Source organism: Microbacterium sp. Y355, from assembly GCF_059445345.1.
Genome location: NZ_JCAIUD010000001.1, coordinates 2,573,406 through 2,586,636 on the forward strand (window position 1 = coordinate 2,573,406; position 13,231 = coordinate 2,586,636).

At 64.2% G+C, this 13,231-nt stretch carries 14 protein-coding genes; 4 read left to right on the forward strand and 10 right to left on the reverse strand.

Going from position 1 to position 13,231, the window contains the following annotated elements; all coding sequences use genetic code 11:
* Positions 1–31: 31 nt before the first annotated feature.
* On the reverse strand, positions 32–946 hold the full coding sequence (locus AC1C2O_RS12350; protein ID WP_495430734.1) for an SIS domain-containing protein: 915 nt from the start codon (positions 944–946) through the stop codon (positions 32–34).
* Positions 947–1,202: 256 nt separating this feature from the next.
* Here AC1C2O_RS12350 and AC1C2O_RS12355 point away from each other — a divergent pair, with 256 nt between their 5' ends.
* Genes AC1C2O_RS12355 through AC1C2O_RS12365 form a run of 3 tightly spaced genes read left to right on the forward strand, consistent with a single transcriptional unit; the run spans position 1,203 to position 4,394 of the window.
* Entirely contained in the window at positions 1,203–2,465 is a 1,263-nt protein-coding gene (locus AC1C2O_RS12355; protein ID WP_495430735.1) for an extracellular solute-binding protein, read from the forward strand.
* Positions 2,466–2,497: 32 nt separating this feature from the next.
* Positions 2,498–3,472, forward strand: coding sequence for a carbohydrate ABC transporter permease (locus AC1C2O_RS12360; protein ID WP_495430736.1), 975 nt, complete (start codon positions 2,498–2,500; stop codon positions 3,470–3,472).
* A 1-nt stretch (position 3,473) separates the two neighbouring features.
* The gene (locus tag AC1C2O_RS12365) at positions 3,474–4,394 is read left to right on the forward strand and encodes a carbohydrate ABC transporter permease (protein WP_495430737.1); all 921 of its coding nucleotides are present in this window, start codon (positions 3,474–3,476) and stop codon (positions 4,392–4,394) included.
* 37 nt (positions 4,395–4,431) lie between these two features.
* Here the strand turns inward: AC1C2O_RS12365 and AC1C2O_RS12370 are convergent, their stop codons facing one another.
* Positions 4,432–4,731 (reverse strand): chorismate mutase, encoded by a 300-nt coding sequence (locus tag AC1C2O_RS12370; protein ID WP_495430738.1) that lies wholly within the window; start codon positions 4,729–4,731, stop codon positions 4,432–4,434.
* Between the two features lie 60 nt (positions 4,732–4,791).
* On the opposite strand from AC1C2O_RS12370, the gene AC1C2O_RS12375 reads away from it, so the two are divergent.
* Positions 4,792–6,033: an AI-2E family transporter gene (locus tag AC1C2O_RS12375; protein WP_495430739.1), complete on the forward strand. Its 1,242-nt coding sequence runs from the start codon at positions 4,792–4,794 to the stop codon at positions 6,031–6,033.
* Here the strand turns inward: AC1C2O_RS12375 and AC1C2O_RS12380 are convergent.
* The 8 genes from AC1C2O_RS12380 to AC1C2O_RS12415 all read right to left on the reverse strand — a co-directional run bounded on the left by AC1C2O_RS12380 (position 6,030) and on the right by AC1C2O_RS12415 (position 13,204).
* On the reverse strand, positions 6,030–6,407 hold the full coding sequence (locus AC1C2O_RS12380) for a hypothetical protein (protein ID WP_495430740.1): 378 nt from the start codon (positions 6,405–6,407) through the stop codon (positions 6,030–6,032). The genes AC1C2O_RS12375 and AC1C2O_RS12380 overlap by 4 nt on opposite strands.
* Before the next feature lie 135 nt (positions 6,408–6,542).
* Positions 6,543–7,466 carry an ABC transporter substrate-binding protein gene (locus AC1C2O_RS12385; RefSeq protein WP_495430741.1) on the reverse strand — a complete coding sequence of 308 codons (924 nt, stop codon included), beginning with the start codon at positions 7,464–7,466 and terminating at the stop codon, positions 6,543–6,545.
* A 43-nt stretch (positions 7,467–7,509) separates the two neighbouring features.
* On the reverse strand, positions 7,510–8,235 hold the full coding sequence (locus AC1C2O_RS12390) for an ABC transporter permease (RefSeq protein WP_495430742.1): 726 nt from the start codon (positions 8,233–8,235) through the stop codon (positions 7,510–7,512).
* Positions 8,232–8,915 carry an ABC transporter permease gene (locus tag AC1C2O_RS12395; RefSeq protein WP_495430743.1) on the reverse strand — a complete coding sequence of 228 codons (684 nt, stop codon included), beginning with the start codon at positions 8,913–8,915 and terminating at the stop codon, positions 8,232–8,234. Before AC1C2O_RS12395 ends, AC1C2O_RS12390 begins: the two co-directional genes overlap by 4 nt.
* On the reverse strand, positions 8,912–9,736 hold the full coding sequence (locus AC1C2O_RS12400; protein ID WP_495430744.1) for an ABC transporter ATP-binding protein: 825 nt from the start codon (positions 9,734–9,736) through the stop codon (positions 8,912–8,914). The genes AC1C2O_RS12395 and AC1C2O_RS12400 overlap by 4 nt, the downstream gene beginning before the upstream one ends.
* Before the next feature lie 25 nt (positions 9,737–9,761).
* Positions 9,762–10,064: a DUF427 domain-containing protein gene (locus tag AC1C2O_RS12405; protein ID WP_495430745.1), complete on the reverse strand. Its 303-nt coding sequence runs from the start codon at positions 10,062–10,064 to the stop codon at positions 9,762–9,764.
* Positions 10,065–10,182: 118 nt separating this feature from the next.
* A complete protein-coding gene (locus AC1C2O_RS12410; protein WP_495430746.1) occupies positions 10,183–11,604 on the reverse strand; it encodes a dihydrolipoyl dehydrogenase family protein in 1,422 nt (473 codons plus the stop codon).
* Between the two features lie 214 nt (positions 11,605–11,818).
* Entirely contained in the window at positions 11,819–13,204 is a 1,386-nt protein-coding gene (locus AC1C2O_RS12415) for an MFS transporter (protein ID WP_495430747.1), read from the reverse strand.
* Positions 13,205–13,231 lie beyond the last annotated feature (27 nt).

The window sequence follows — 13,231 nt, forward strand, 5'->3', positions numbered from 1 at the left end:
GGTTGTGCGGACTCGGCAGCAGTTGGGGGCATCACGCTTCCAGAATGACCGATCGGCTGAGGTTTCGGGGCATGTCGGGGTCAAGACCCTTGCCGAGCGAACGGTCAAGCGCGACGCGGTGCAGGCGAACGAGATCGGCGAGCGGATCGACATCGTGCTGCACGAAGCGGCCACCGGTGGCCTCGACCTGACCGGCGAGGCCTTCGGGAGCAACGCCGAACTGCCAGGTGATGCGGCCGGGAGCGGCGATCGCGATCGGACCGTGGCGATAGTCCATCGACGGGTACGACTCGGTCCACGATTGCGACGACTCGCGCATCTTCAGCGCGGCCTCGTGCGCGAGACCGATCGACCAGTTACGGCCGATGAAGGTGTACTGGTCTGCCGTGGCAAGGGTCTCATCGTCGGTTGCGGCGAGCACTGCTTCTGCATCCGCGATGGAGCGTGCGACGTCGGCATCCAGGCCGAGCGATGCGCGCATGAGCGTCAGCGCGGTGGTGGCGAAGCGGGTCTGCACGACCGACTTCTCGTCGGCGAAGGGCAGCAGCACGGCGTCATCGACCAGGTCGACAAGCGGTGAAGTCGGGTCACCGATCACGCCGATGACCGGAATCTTGCCCTTGATCTGCGCGGTGAGCTCAAGCACCTCGCTGGTGGTGCCGGAACGGGTGAGGGCGATGACAGCGTCATAGTCACGGTCGAGGAATGCCTCGGATGCCGCGTACGCATCGGTAATGCCCTGGCCTGCGGTTTCACGCAGCGCCGCGTACGACTGAGCCATGAACCACGAGGTGCCGCACCCGACGACAGCGACGCGCTTGCCCGAGGCGGGGAGCACTTTCTGCTCGTCGCGCATGCCTGCCGCGCGTGCCCAGGTTGCGGGCTGTGAGAGCAGTTCTGCGCGCATGTGCGCGCCAGGTGTGGCCTGGGAGAGCTGTGCAGTCATGAATATCACTTTCGTTCTAGACGCATGGGCTGGTGAAGGTTTATGGTGCTTTTGTGTACTAAACAATCATATTACGCCATAGTTACGGTTCGATGACAAGTGTGTTGCCTTTTGTTCACACGCTTCACAAATCAGGGTAGTGTCCTACCCATCCAGATCCAAGACGCGGTGAGCCTACCTGCACACCGATGTACACGCACTGCCGCGTGAGTAGTACTTCTCTTTGCGGCTGTGCACCACCACAGTGAGGAATGACATGAAGAAGTCTCTGCGGTTTGGCGCCGTCGCCCTGACGGCGACAGCGACGCTCGCACTCGCGTCCTGCGGGTTCGGCGGTTCTGACACCGGTTCCGCCGGCGGTGGGGATGACGGCGAAGCTGGCGGCACCACCACGATCGATCTGCTCGTACCTAGCTACTCCGACAACACGAAGGGCCTGTGGGAAGACGTCATCGCCGGCTTCGAAGCCGAGAACGAGGGCATCAAGGTCAACCTCGAGGTGCAGTCCTGGGACAACCTCGAGAGCGTCGTCGCCACGAAGGTTCAGGGCGGCGAAGCACCCGACATCTACAACGGTGGTCCGTTCGCCGGATTCGCCGCCGACGAACTGCTCTACGACGTGGAAGAGGTCACCAGCCCTGACACCTTCGCCGACTTCCAGGAATCGTTCATCAAGAACGAGCAGCTCGACGGCACGGCCTACGCGCTACCGCTGATCGCCTCCGCTCGCGCGCTGTTCGTGAACGACGACCTCCTCGCCCAGGCTGGCGTCGAGGCACCGACCGACTGGGACTCGCTGCTAGATGCCGCAACCAAGGTCTCCGGCCTCGGAGACGGTATCGCCGGCTACGGCATGCCCCTCGGATCAGAAGAGGCCCAGGCCGAGGCAGCCATCTGGCTGTGGGGCGGCGGCGGATCCTTCGGCGACGAGTCCGCGATCACCATCGACACCCCAGAGAACCTGGTCGGCGCCGAGCAGATCAAGAAGATGATCGACGCAGGCGCCACCCAGGCCGACCCAGGGTCGACGCAGCGTTCACCGCTGATGGACATCTTCATCCAGGGCAAGATCGGCATGCAGGTCGGCCTGCCGCCGACGGTCGGCCAGATCGCCGAGAGCAACCCCGACCTGAACTACTCCATCGTTCCGATCCCCACCAAGGACGGCTCGCCGTTCACACTCGGTGTTGCCGACCAGCTGATGGCATTCCAGAACGACGGAGACAAGGCCGAGGCGATCACGGCGTTCTTCGACTACTTCTACACCCCTGAGGTCTACGTGCCTTGGGTGCAGGCGGAGGGGTTCTTGCCTGTGACGAAGTCGGGTTCTGAAGAGCTCGCCGGTGAAGAAGCACTCGCACCGTTCCTCGCGGTACTGCCCGACGCTCAGTTCTACCCCTCCACGAACGCCCTGTGGTCGGCGACCGACGGAGCGTTCAAGGCGCTGTTCGGGCAGCTGCAGACGAAGCCGGCAGCAGACGTTCTGGCAGAGATCCAGGCACAGGTCGACGCGGGCTGACGCTCACAAGCGAAGGGGTTCGGGATAAAACCATGAGCCGTATGACGAAATCCTCGAACCCCGTGGGGGTGGCCACCGGCCACCCCCACGCCCCCGAAAATGCGGATGCCGTACCGCAGAAGCGCCTCGGCGCACGCGAACTGCTCACCGCCCTGCCGTGGCTCGCACCCGCGTTGGTGCTGATCATCGGCGTGGTGCTGTTCCCTGCCGGGGTGATGTTCTTCAACTCCACGCGAGACATCTCGCTGTCCGGTCTCGATAAGGGCTCGGTCGGCTTCGACAACTACATCGCCGTGTTCAACTTCCCGGCGTTCTGGCCGATCATGGGCCGCACGGTCATCTGGGTCGTCTCGGTCGTCGTGATCACTGTCGTGATCTCACTCGGGCTCGCCCAGATCCTGAACAAGGCGTTCCCAGGGCGCCAGCTCGTGCGGCTCGCCGTGATCATCCCGTGGGCGGCATCCGTCGTGATGACGACCATGGTGTTCTACTACGGCCTTGAGCCGTACTTCGGCGTCATCAATAAGTTCCTCGTCGACATCGGCATGGTGGGAACTCCTGAGGGATACGGCTGGACCCGAAACCCGGCGACCGCGTTTGCCTGGTCGATCGTGATCGCGATCTTCGTGTCGCTCCCGTTCACGACGTACACCCTGCTCGCTGGGCTCCAGTCCGTTCCTGGTGATGCGCTCGAGGCCGCGAAGATGGATGGTGCGGGCGCCGTGCGCACGTACTGGTCGATCGTGTTCCCCCAGCTGCGCGGGGCGCTCAGCGTTGCCGTGCTCATCAACATCATCAACGTGTTCAACTCGCTGCCGATCCTGAAGGTGATGACCGGGTCGATACCCGGTTACGACGCGGACACGATCATGACGCTGATCTTCAAATACATCGAGTTGCAGAAGAAGGTCGATGTCGCCAGCGCACTGTCTGTGGTGGCCTTCCTCATCGTCATCGTGATCGTCGCGGCATACGTGAAGATCGTCAAGCCCATGAAGGACGTGTGAGATGACCGTCACCGAAACTCGACTCATCACCACGTCCGGCCGCGGCCGCGCCGCAGCGCCCATCGGTCGTCGGCGTCGCTACACGGCTGACCAGGTGTCGCTGCCCCGCGTCATCCTTCGTATGGTCGCCGGCGCCCTCGTGCTCGGCATCTTCGTACTGCCGTACCTGATCATGTTCTTCGGCTCTGTGAAGACGAAGTCGCAGATCCGCTCGGTCGATCCGACGTATTTCCCGGTGGAATGGCACTGGGAGAACTACATCAACATGTGGTCGACGCCGGAGACACCACTGCCGTACAACCTGATCTCGACGATCATCATCGCCGTGTTCGCGACGCTGCTCGTGCTGGTCGTGGCAATGCCGGCTGCGTACTACACGGCCAGGTTCAAGTTCCCCGGACGCATGGTGTTCCTGTTCCTCGTGATCGTCACGCAGATGCTGCAGCCGGCGGTGCTGACCTCTGGCCTGTTCCGACAGTTCACAGTGCTCGGCCTCGGTGACACCTGGGCAGCGATGATCTTCATCAACGCGGCTTTCAACCTGTCGTTCGCGGTATGGATCATGCACTCGTTCTTCGCCGGCATCCCGAAGGAGATCGACGAGGCCGCGCAGATTGACGGCGCCGGGCGCCTGACCGTGCTGTTCAAGATCAGCCTTCCGCTGGTGTGGCCAGGCATCGTCACCGCGATCGTGTTCACGTTCGTAGCGTGCTGGAACGAGTTCGCCGCATCGCTGGTGATCCTGTCCACCGACAAGAACCAGCCGCTGTCCGTCGCGCTGACGAAGTTCGTCGGTCAGTACGAGACCAGCTGGCAGTACGTGTTTGGCGTCTCGATCGTCGCGATCCTGCCCGTGATCATCCTGTTCATGATGATCGAGAAACGTCTCGTCGGAGGCCTGACCGCGGGGAGCGTGAAGTAGCGGCGTCCCGGTAGACCGAGTACCGGCTCAGCGCCCCTCAGCGGCCCTCAGCGGCCTCCGTGTGGTGGCGGATGACCTCTGCGACCACGAAGTTGAACCACTTCGCGGCGAACTCAGGGTCGAGGTGCGCTTCCTCGGCAAGCGCACGCAGGCGCGCGACCTGCTGCTCTTCTCGCCCGGGATCGGATGCCGGCATCGCATGCTCTGCCTTGAGGATGCCGACCTGTTGAGTGGCACGGAAACGCTCCGCCAGCATGTAAATGAGCGCAGCATCGATGTTGTCGATGCTGGCTCGCAGTCGCAGCAATTCGGCGCGGGCGTCGTCGGCGTCGGTCATGTGTCTCCTCATCGTCGGCGGTTAAGACGATATCGTGGGTCGGCGCTCTAGAGTGGGAAAATGAGCACCGAACTGCCTGCGGCGTCCGACGATGCCACTTCTACCGTCGACGAATCGCCTGCCGGATCGGGGCCAGATTCCGGCGCAAAAGTGACGGCTAAGAGGCAGAAGTCCGCCAAGACGGAACCTGTCGCAGGTGCCGCGATCACGCCGAAGCCGGTCGTCGAGCCGGTACCGTCGAGCCGCTCATTCTGGACCCGCATCGAGCGCCCGTTCGTGTTCGGATTCCTCGTCACCCTGGGCGGGCTCGCCGCGATCCTGCTCGGACTCGCGCTATCAAATCTGTCGACGGTGATCATCTACATCGCCCTCGCACTGTTCGCCGCTCTCGGCCTCGATCCAGCCGTGCGCTTCCTCGAGCGACGCGGCATGAAACGCGGTTTGGGTGTGCTCCTCGTGCTCGTCGGGCTCATCGTCGCTCTGGGCCTGATCATCTGGGCGATCGTCCCTGTCGTGGTCGCGCAAATCACCAGCTTCGTCAAGGATGTTCCCATCATGGTCGGGGACTTCCAGCAGAGCGATCTCTACGCGACGTTGGACGATCAGTTCGGCGAACAGTTCCAGACTCTGGTCGGCGATGTGCAGGGCTTCCTCACTGACCCCGGCAACATCGCCACAATCGGCGGCGGTGCACTTCAGGTCGGTGCGTCCATCGCCAACGGCATCTCCGGGGCCGTCATCGTGCTGGTACTCATCATCTACTTCCTGGCGACGCTGCCGGGCATCAAGCAGGCCATGCTCCGTCTCGTTCCGGCGCGCGACCGGGGCAATGCCGACATCATCAGCACAGAGATCACCGACTCCGTCGGCGGTTACGTCATGGGCATGGTGACTCTGGCCTTCATCAACGCGATGCTCGTACTGGTCCTGTACACGGTGCTCAGCCTGCCGTTCCCGCTGCTGCTGGCCGTGGTCGCGTTCCTCATCACGCTGATCCCGCTCGTCGGATCGCTGCTGTTCTGGGTCATCGGCACCGGGATCGCCCTGTTCGGCGACAACATCGTCTTCGCGCTGGTATTCGCAGTCATCTACCTCATCTACATGCAGGTCGAGTCGTACTTCCTGACCCCGCGCGTGATGAACCGAGCTATCGCCATCCCCGGTTCACTCGTCGTGATCGGCGCGCTGGTCGGCGGCACACTGCTAGGGCTCCTCGGAGCACTCGTGGCGGTGCCGGTCACGGCATCCATCCTGATCATCATCAAGAAGATTTGGATTCCCCGCCAGGATGCCAGGGTCTAGAGACCCTCGACCGTGTCGTCCACGATTCCGACGAACTTCGTCCCGACACCCTCGAACTCAACGCGGAGGTGTCCTGGGGCAGGCTTCGGCAGGGCGGATGGCGAGTGGTGACTGCAGCTCACGTAGGTGAACTCGGCGGGCCACCACTTCTTCGGGCGCGCAGTCTCGGTATACCCGCACACAGCGCATGTCAGGGTCGCCCACATCGGGCGGCCGTCCTTCTTGCGGTTGGCCCGTGACTGGGCGAGCCACGCGGGCGGGTCCTGCTCGAGTGCGGCGAACTCCGCCTCGCTCACGCCGTCCTCCAACCCGTGGCGGACGACCATCTCCAAGGGGATGTCGAGCCGGTAGGCGAGGTCACGCTTGGAGATCATTCGTGCGGGTCCTTAGTTTGCATTCCGGCTGGGTGCACCCATTCTCTCAGCTGGTGGCACAACACACGCTGAAGGGTCCTCCCGACGCATTGGATTCACGCGGTGGTCGAGAGGACCCTTCGATTGCACCAGTGGTCAGATCAGAGATTTGTCCGTCAGCCACTGCGTGGCGATTTCTTCGGGTGAGAGCTGGTCAACAGTGCTCTGCACGCCGAGCGCGACGAGATCGTCGACGGTCAGCGCGGCGCTGACCCCATTGATGACCGCCGCTGCCTCATCGGAGACATCGCTTGAGGCGATCGGGACGACGTTCGAGGCGAGGATGAGGTTCTCCGGGTCTTCGAGCGCGACGATGTCCTCGACCTGGAACGCCGGGTCTGCGCTGTAGATGTCCGCGACCTGGATCTCGCCGGCCAGCAGCGATTCAAGCGTCGTGTCACCTGTGGCGGAGAAGGCGAGGTCGACGCCGTAGAGCTCCTTGGCGCCCGCCGGGCCATATGGGCGCTGCTCGAACTCAGGTGCCCCACCGATCGTGACCTGTTCGCTGACGTTCGCGAGGTCGGCGATCGTTGTGAGGTTGTTCGCGTCGGCGAACTCCTTCGTCACCGTGTAGGTGTCCTGGTCGCTGGCCTCGGCGTAGTCGAGCGCAGTCAGACCCTCTGGCAGCACGTCCTGGAGCGCGGCGTAGACCGCATCCGGGCTGTTCGTGTCGGCGGAGCCGTCGTAGAACTCCAGCAGGTTGCCGGTGTACTCCGGGAACAGGTCGATCGCGCCGGATTCGAGCTCGGGAATGTACGCGTCACGCTGCCCGACGTTGAACTCTCTCTCCACTTCGATGTCGGCGTTCTCCAGCGCCTGGGCGTAGATCTCGGCGATGATCTCGTTCGAGTAGTAGGCCTGTGACCCGATGACAATCGTGTCGGAGGCCGCGTCGCCGGAGTCGCCTCCGTCAGTGGCGGGGTCTAGGGGGTTGCTGGTGGCGCAGCCCGCGAGGACGAGCGAAGCGGCGAGCGCGATGCCGCCGGCGAGGACGAGGCGTGACTTTCGTGCGGTGAACATATTGTTCCTCTCTGGTGGGGAGTCTGTGGATGCTTCGTGGGTGTCATGCGGGAACATACGAGGTGTTCCGGCCCGGGCGTAGGCGCTTGGGTCCAACCTGCTGCACGCGCACCCCCGCTGGCACGGCAGCACGCTGCGCGACGGCGAGGAGGAGATCTACGATGAGTGCGAGCACGGCCACCAGGATCGCGGCGCCGAGCACCTGGTCGAAGCGGCGAAGTGGAATGCCCTGAATGATCGGCCAGCCCAACCCGCCGAGATTGACGTAGGCCGCGATGGTGACGGTCGCGATCACCTGCAGGAGTGCGGCGCGGATGCCGCCGACGAGCAGCGGGAGCCCGAGGGGCACCTCGACCTTCCAGAACACCTGCCATTCGGTCATGCCCATCGAACGCGCAGAGTCGATCACGCGGCGGTCGATCGCCTCGAGGCCGGTATAGGCGCCGGCGAGCAGCGAGGGGATCGCCAGCAATACGAAGGTGATGACCGCGGCCTCCGGGATTCGCAGCACGCCGAGCAGCAGCACAAGCAGGATCAGCAGCCCAAAGGAGGGCACAGCCCGCGCGGCGCCCGACACCGCCACCGCGAACTCACGCCCGCGGCCGGTGTGCCCGATGAGCCAGCCCAGCGGCACTGCGATCACCGCGGCGACGACGACCGAGATCACGGTGTAGAACAGGTGCTGGCCGAGCAGGATCGGCAGTGCGTACGACCCCTCCAGACGCTCTGGAGAGAACAACCAAGCCAGAGCCTCAGCAAACACGTTCATGCGGCAGCCCTCACCGTAAGTGCACGGCGCCGCACGGTGGGAACGCTGGTGGCCCGCGTCCACGGCATCACCGCACGCCCGACGAGCATCAGTAGAAGATCAACGATCAGCGCGATAACGACAACAGCAATGACTCCGGCGAAGACCTCGGCGATGATTCGACGCTGCAGACCGTTCGTGAAGAGATAGCCGAGATTGGTGACGCCGATGAGGACACCGACCGTCGCCAGCGAAATCGTGCTGACAGCCGTGACCCTGAGGCCCGCGAGGATGACGGGGCCAGCAAGCGGCAGATCGACCGTCCAGAACCGTCGGGCCCCGCCGTACCCCATTGCCGTCGCGGACTGGCGGACGGCGGCATCCACCGAGTCGAGTCCGTCGGCGACGGAGCGCACCAGGATGGCGACCGCGTAGATCGTGAGACCGACGATGAGGTTCGCCTCGCTGATCGGTGAGTAGCCGACCACCGCGGGTAGCAGGATCAGCAGCGCCAGTGAGGGAATCGTATAAAGCAGTCCGGTCAGCACAATGATCGGGCCACGCACCAGCCGGTACCGCCATGCAATCCACCCCAGCGGCAGCGATAGGGCGAAACCGAGCACGATCGGGATCACGCTCTGACGCAGGTGCGTCAGGCTGAGCGTGAGGATGAGCTCGAGGTTGTCGATGACCCAGCTCATGTCGCGCCGGAATCGGTCAGCGAGCCCTGCGTGCGACCTTCGGAGTCGACGACGACGGTGCCGTGCGGTGTCTGCTTGAGATGCAGCGCCCGGCGACCACGTTCTGCGCCGATGAAGGCCGAGACGAAGTCATCAGCGGGATTCTCGATGATCTCGCTCGGGCTGCCGACCTGCACGATGCGGGCCCCCTTGTCGAGGATCACGACCTGATCCCCGAGCAGGAACGCCTCATCGATGTCGTGGGTGACGAACACCACGGTCTTGTCGAGCTCTTGCTGCAGGCGAATGAGCTCCTGCTGCAGGTCGGCGCGCACGATCGGATCGACCGCGCCGAACGGCTCATCCATGAGCAGGATGTTCGGGTCGGCCGCTAGGCCGCGCGCAACCCCGACGCGCTGTTGCTGCCCGCCGGATAGCTGGCTCGGATACCGATCAGCGAGCTCCTGATCGAGACCGACGGTGTCGAGCAGTTCTCGCGCACGCTCATGCGCCGCGCGCTTCGGGATGCCAGTGAGCCGCAGCACCGTCGCGACATTGTCGATCACCGTGAAGTGCGGCATGAGGCCGGAGTTCTGCATCACATAACCGATGCTGCGGCGGAGGGCCACCGGATTCTTGCCGAGAACACTGTCTCCGTCGATCTCGACGTCGCCACCGGTCGGCTCGACCATGCGGTTGATCATCCGCAACAGCGTCGTCTTCCCGCATCCAGACGAGCCGACGAACACCGTCGTCTTGCGTGAGGGGAGCACAAGGCTGAAGTCTTCGACGGCGAGTGTGCCATCGGGGAATCTCTTTGATACTGAGCGGAACTCGATCATGCGTGTATCTCCGGCCGAACCGCGCCTACGGTCCGACCTCGACGCCGGGGGCGAATGCAACGTGGCCGGAGATGTCTTTTCCGAGCCGGTCGAACGCCGATTGATAAGGATGCGGGTATCCCCACGCCTGATCGGCGTGCGTCTCTCCGTCGATCAGGAGGGAGTAGTACTGGGCCGCACCCTTCCACGGGCACGTGTACGGGGTCGGGCTCTCGACGAGCACCCCCGGTGTCACCGACGTGAGGGGGAAGTACCAATTGCCCTCTATCGAGATCAGATCAGTCTCGTCGGCCTCGGCGATCGTGGTTCCTGCGAATACAGCCTTCATGGTCTGGTCTCCTCAGATTCGGTTTCGAGCGTATGGGAAGGTTCGGACATTTGGGGGCACATTCTTCGACTGTTCGGAGCCGAGCTTCAGATGGATGGGATGCCGGACAGGCCGCGTTTCACGCCGAATCCCGTCCGTACTCCTCCAGCAGTCGAAGCCAAACCTCGCTCACCGTCGGGTAGGCCGGCACTGCGTGCCAGAGCCGTGAGATCGGAACCTCGCAGGCGACAGCGATGGTCGCGGCCTGCAGCAGATCGGCAACATCCGGACCGACGAACGTGACGCCGAGGATGACATCGCGTGCGGCATCGACGACCATGCGGGCTTGTCCGCTGTAGCCGTCCTCACGCAGGCTGGACCCCGCGATCGCCCCGAGGTCGTAGTCGATCACGCGGGTCTCGTATCCGGCATCCTTCGCTGCTTTCGCGGTGAGTCCGACCGACGCAACCTCCGGCTCGCCGAAGATGACCTGCGGCACGGCCGCGTGGTCTGCGGTGGCGACATGGCGACCCCATGCAGCATCGTCGACGTCTTCGCCCTTCGCGCGGGCTGCGATCACGTCGCCTGCGGCACGCGCCTGGTACTTGCCCTGGTGAGTCAGCAGCACGCGTCCGTTCACGTCACCCACTGCATAGAGCCAGTCACTGTCTGGCACCCGGAGGGTGTCGTCCGTGGTGATGTAGCGGCCGGGTTGGAGGTCGACGGCGTCCAGGCCGATATCGGCGGTGCGCGGGGTGCGACCGGTCGCGACGAGAAGTTCTGCGGCGATGACCTCCGAGCCGTCGTCGAGCGTGACGGTGACAGCGTCGGCGTCCCGTGCGACGCGGGTCGTGCCGGTGTTCGTGCGAATGTCGACACCGAGTTCACGCAGCCCTGCCTCGACGAGCTCTCCGGCGAACGGCTCCATGTTCGCCAGCAGACCGCTGCGGGCGATCAGAGTCACCGTCGCGCCGAGTGCGGCATATGCGGTGGCCATCTCCACGGCGACGACGCCGCCACCGACGACCACGAGGGATGCCGGAATCTCCTGCGCACTGGTCGCTTCGCGGCTCGTCCATGGCGCAGCATCCGCCATTCCGTCGATCGGGGGGATCGTGGCATCCGTTCCGGTGGAGATCGCGACCGCGTGCCGGGCCGTCAGCACCTTGGTCGCACCTTCCGCGTCAGTCACGGTGACCTCGCGGGTGCCGGTGATCCGGCCGTGGCCACGGGCGAGGTCGATACCCGCCGACTGCAACCACCCAACTTGCCCGGCATCCGACCAGTCGCTGGTGAACGAGTTGCGTCGTTCCAGCACCTTGCGGACATCGATCTGCCCGGTCACCGCTTCGGCGGCACCAGCGACATGCTGAGCCGCGCGCAGCGCCTGGGCCGAGCGCAACAGCGCTTTCGACGGCATGCATGCCCAGTAAGAGCATTCACCGCCGACGAGTTCGCTCTCGACGATGATCGCGGTGAGCCCCGCCTGCACGGCACGGTCGGCCACGTTCTCGCCGACGGGTCCTCCGCCGAGGACGATCAGGTCGTAATCATTGGACATTTCGTCGCCTTCCGTCCGAACCGGTAGTGCACCAGTCTTGCCGAGGTGCAACGCGATGTCACCGGGGTTGTTCCCAAGCGGCCACAACCTGTAGGGCGAAAGACGAATGTCGGAGGGTGTTGCATCTGACGGAGGTTTCTGCGGAAACACTCCGTCAAACGTCACAACCTCCGACAGATGCAACACCTGGGGAACTCGCGCTGCACGATCGCCCTCATGCCGACACCTCTTCATCTGAAGGAACCACCCTGTGCACCAGCGCCACCGCCACGGCGGCGATCACACCCGCCAGGATGAACACGGCAGTGAACGGGTCACCGGTCATCGCCAACCCGGCGAACAGGGTGCCGGTGACCGCCAGCACCAGCGCACTGCCGAAGGAATCGGCGACCGTCATCGCCGCACTGTTGAATCCCTGGTTCGCCGGTGTCGACATCGACAGTACGAGCACGCTGTTTCGTGGACTCATAAGACCCATGCCTGAGCCCGCGACAACCCATGCGGCGGCAATCATCAGCGCATCCAACCGGAAAGCAGATGTCGCCGCCACGAGAGCGATACCGATCAGCACGAGGACCATTCCGATCCGCAGCGCCGTCACGCTGGACAACCGGGCGCCCATCCGGCCCTGGACGGTAGAGGCGATCGACCAGGCAAGTGCGCCTCCCGTCAATGAGAGCCCGGCGAGAGTCGGGGTGAGGGCGTACCGGTCGGTGAGCAGATACGGCAGGTAGACCTGTGCGCCGAAGAATGCTCCGGCCATGAGGCCACGGACCAGGATGACGGAGGGAAGGCCGCGAAGAGCGCGCAGAGTCCCCTTGGGAACCAGCGGCCGAACCGCAATGAGAGCGACGACAGCGGCACCGAGAGCGAGCACCGGTCCGATCCCCTGGATGTCGCCGAGCAGATTCAACGCAAGTACGGCCACCGCCGCAAGCACCGACCAGCCGAGCCTGCCGAATGCCCACGGCACTGATGCATCTCTTTCGCGCGAGAGGCCCCGCAGGCCAGGGATCACCATGAGAAGCGCAGCCATGGCGAGCACAACGACGCTGAGGAAAACCCAGTGCCAGCTCCAGAGATCCGTCATCAGCCCGGCGATCGTCGGACCGATCAGAGAAGGCACGACCCACGCTGCGGCGAACGCGGCGAAGATCGCCGGATGCAGGAGCTGCGAGTACACCCGTGCGACGACGACGTACAGCGCAACCGTCATCGCTCCGCTGCCGAGTCCCTGAGCAAAGCGGCCTGCCACGAGGATCTCCATGCTCGGCGCGAGTCCGGCGATGAGAAGACCCGCGACGAACACGAGCACCGAGGTGTACAGCACCGCCGTCGGTCCGCGGCGGTCCGACCAGTTCCCCGCTGCGACCATCCCGATCAGCCCGGTAGCCAGGGGCCCTGCGAAAGCCAGCGCATACAGTCGCTCACCGTCGAGATCGGCGCTCACCGCCGGCATCACGGTCGTGACCGCCAGCGACTCGAACGCCCCGAGGAACACGAGCGCGCATGCGCCGATGGTGATCCAGAGGTATGCGCCACTCATGATGCCCGGTGCGGTGGCCTTGACCGTCCGCACGTCTCCTGTATCCGTTGTCATTCCTCTGACGGTAGGACCTCAACTATG

Bases quoted from the DNA above. Each gene is read 5' to 3' on its own strand.
- AC1C2O_RS12350 (WP_495430734.1), bottom strand. From the start codon at position 946: ATGACTGCACAGCTCTCCCAGGCCACACCTGGCGCGCACATGCGCGCA.
- AC1C2O_RS12355 (WP_495430735.1), top strand. From the start codon at position 1,203: ATGAAGAAGTCTCTGCGGTTTGGCGCCGTCGCCCTGACGGCGACAGCG.
- AC1C2O_RS12360 (WP_495430736.1), top strand. From the start codon at position 2,498: ATGAGCCGTATGACGAAATCCTCGAACCCCGTGGGGGTGGCCACCGGC.
- AC1C2O_RS12365 (WP_495430737.1), top strand. From the start codon at position 3,474: ATGACCGTCACCGAAACTCGACTCATCACCACGTCCGGCCGCGGCCGC.
- AC1C2O_RS12370 (WP_495430738.1), bottom strand. From the start codon at position 4,731: ATGACCGACGCCGACGACGCCCGCGCCGAATTGCTGCGACTGCGAGCC.
- AC1C2O_RS12375 (WP_495430739.1), top strand. From the start codon at position 4,792: ATGAGCACCGAACTGCCTGCGGCGTCCGACGATGCCACTTCTACCGTC.
- AC1C2O_RS12380 (WP_495430740.1), bottom strand. From the start codon at position 6,407: ATGATCTCCAAGCGTGACCTCGCCTACCGGCTCGACATCCCCTTGGAG.
- AC1C2O_RS12385 (WP_495430741.1), bottom strand. From the start codon at position 7,466: ATGTTCACCGCACGAAAGTCACGCCTCGTCCTCGCCGGCGGCATCGCG.
- AC1C2O_RS12390 (WP_495430742.1), bottom strand. From the start codon at position 8,235: ATGAACGTGTTTGCTGAGGCTCTGGCTTGGTTGTTCTCTCCAGAGCGT.
- AC1C2O_RS12395 (WP_495430743.1), bottom strand. From the start codon at position 8,915: ATGAGCTGGGTCATCGACAACCTCGAGCTCATCCTCACGCTCAGCCTG.
- AC1C2O_RS12400 (WP_495430744.1), bottom strand. From the start codon at position 9,736: ATGATCGAGTTCCGCTCAGTATCAAAGAGATTCCCCGATGGCACACTC.
- AC1C2O_RS12405 (WP_495430745.1), bottom strand. From the start codon at position 10,064: ATGAAGGCTGTATTCGCAGGAACCACGATCGCCGAGGCCGACGAGACT.
- AC1C2O_RS12410 (WP_495430746.1), bottom strand. From the start codon at position 11,604: ATGTCCAATGATTACGACCTGATCGTCCTCGGCGGAGGACCCGTCGGC.
- AC1C2O_RS12415 (WP_495430747.1), bottom strand. From the start codon at position 13,204: ATGACAACGGATACAGGAGACGTGCGGACGGTCAAGGCCACCGCACCG.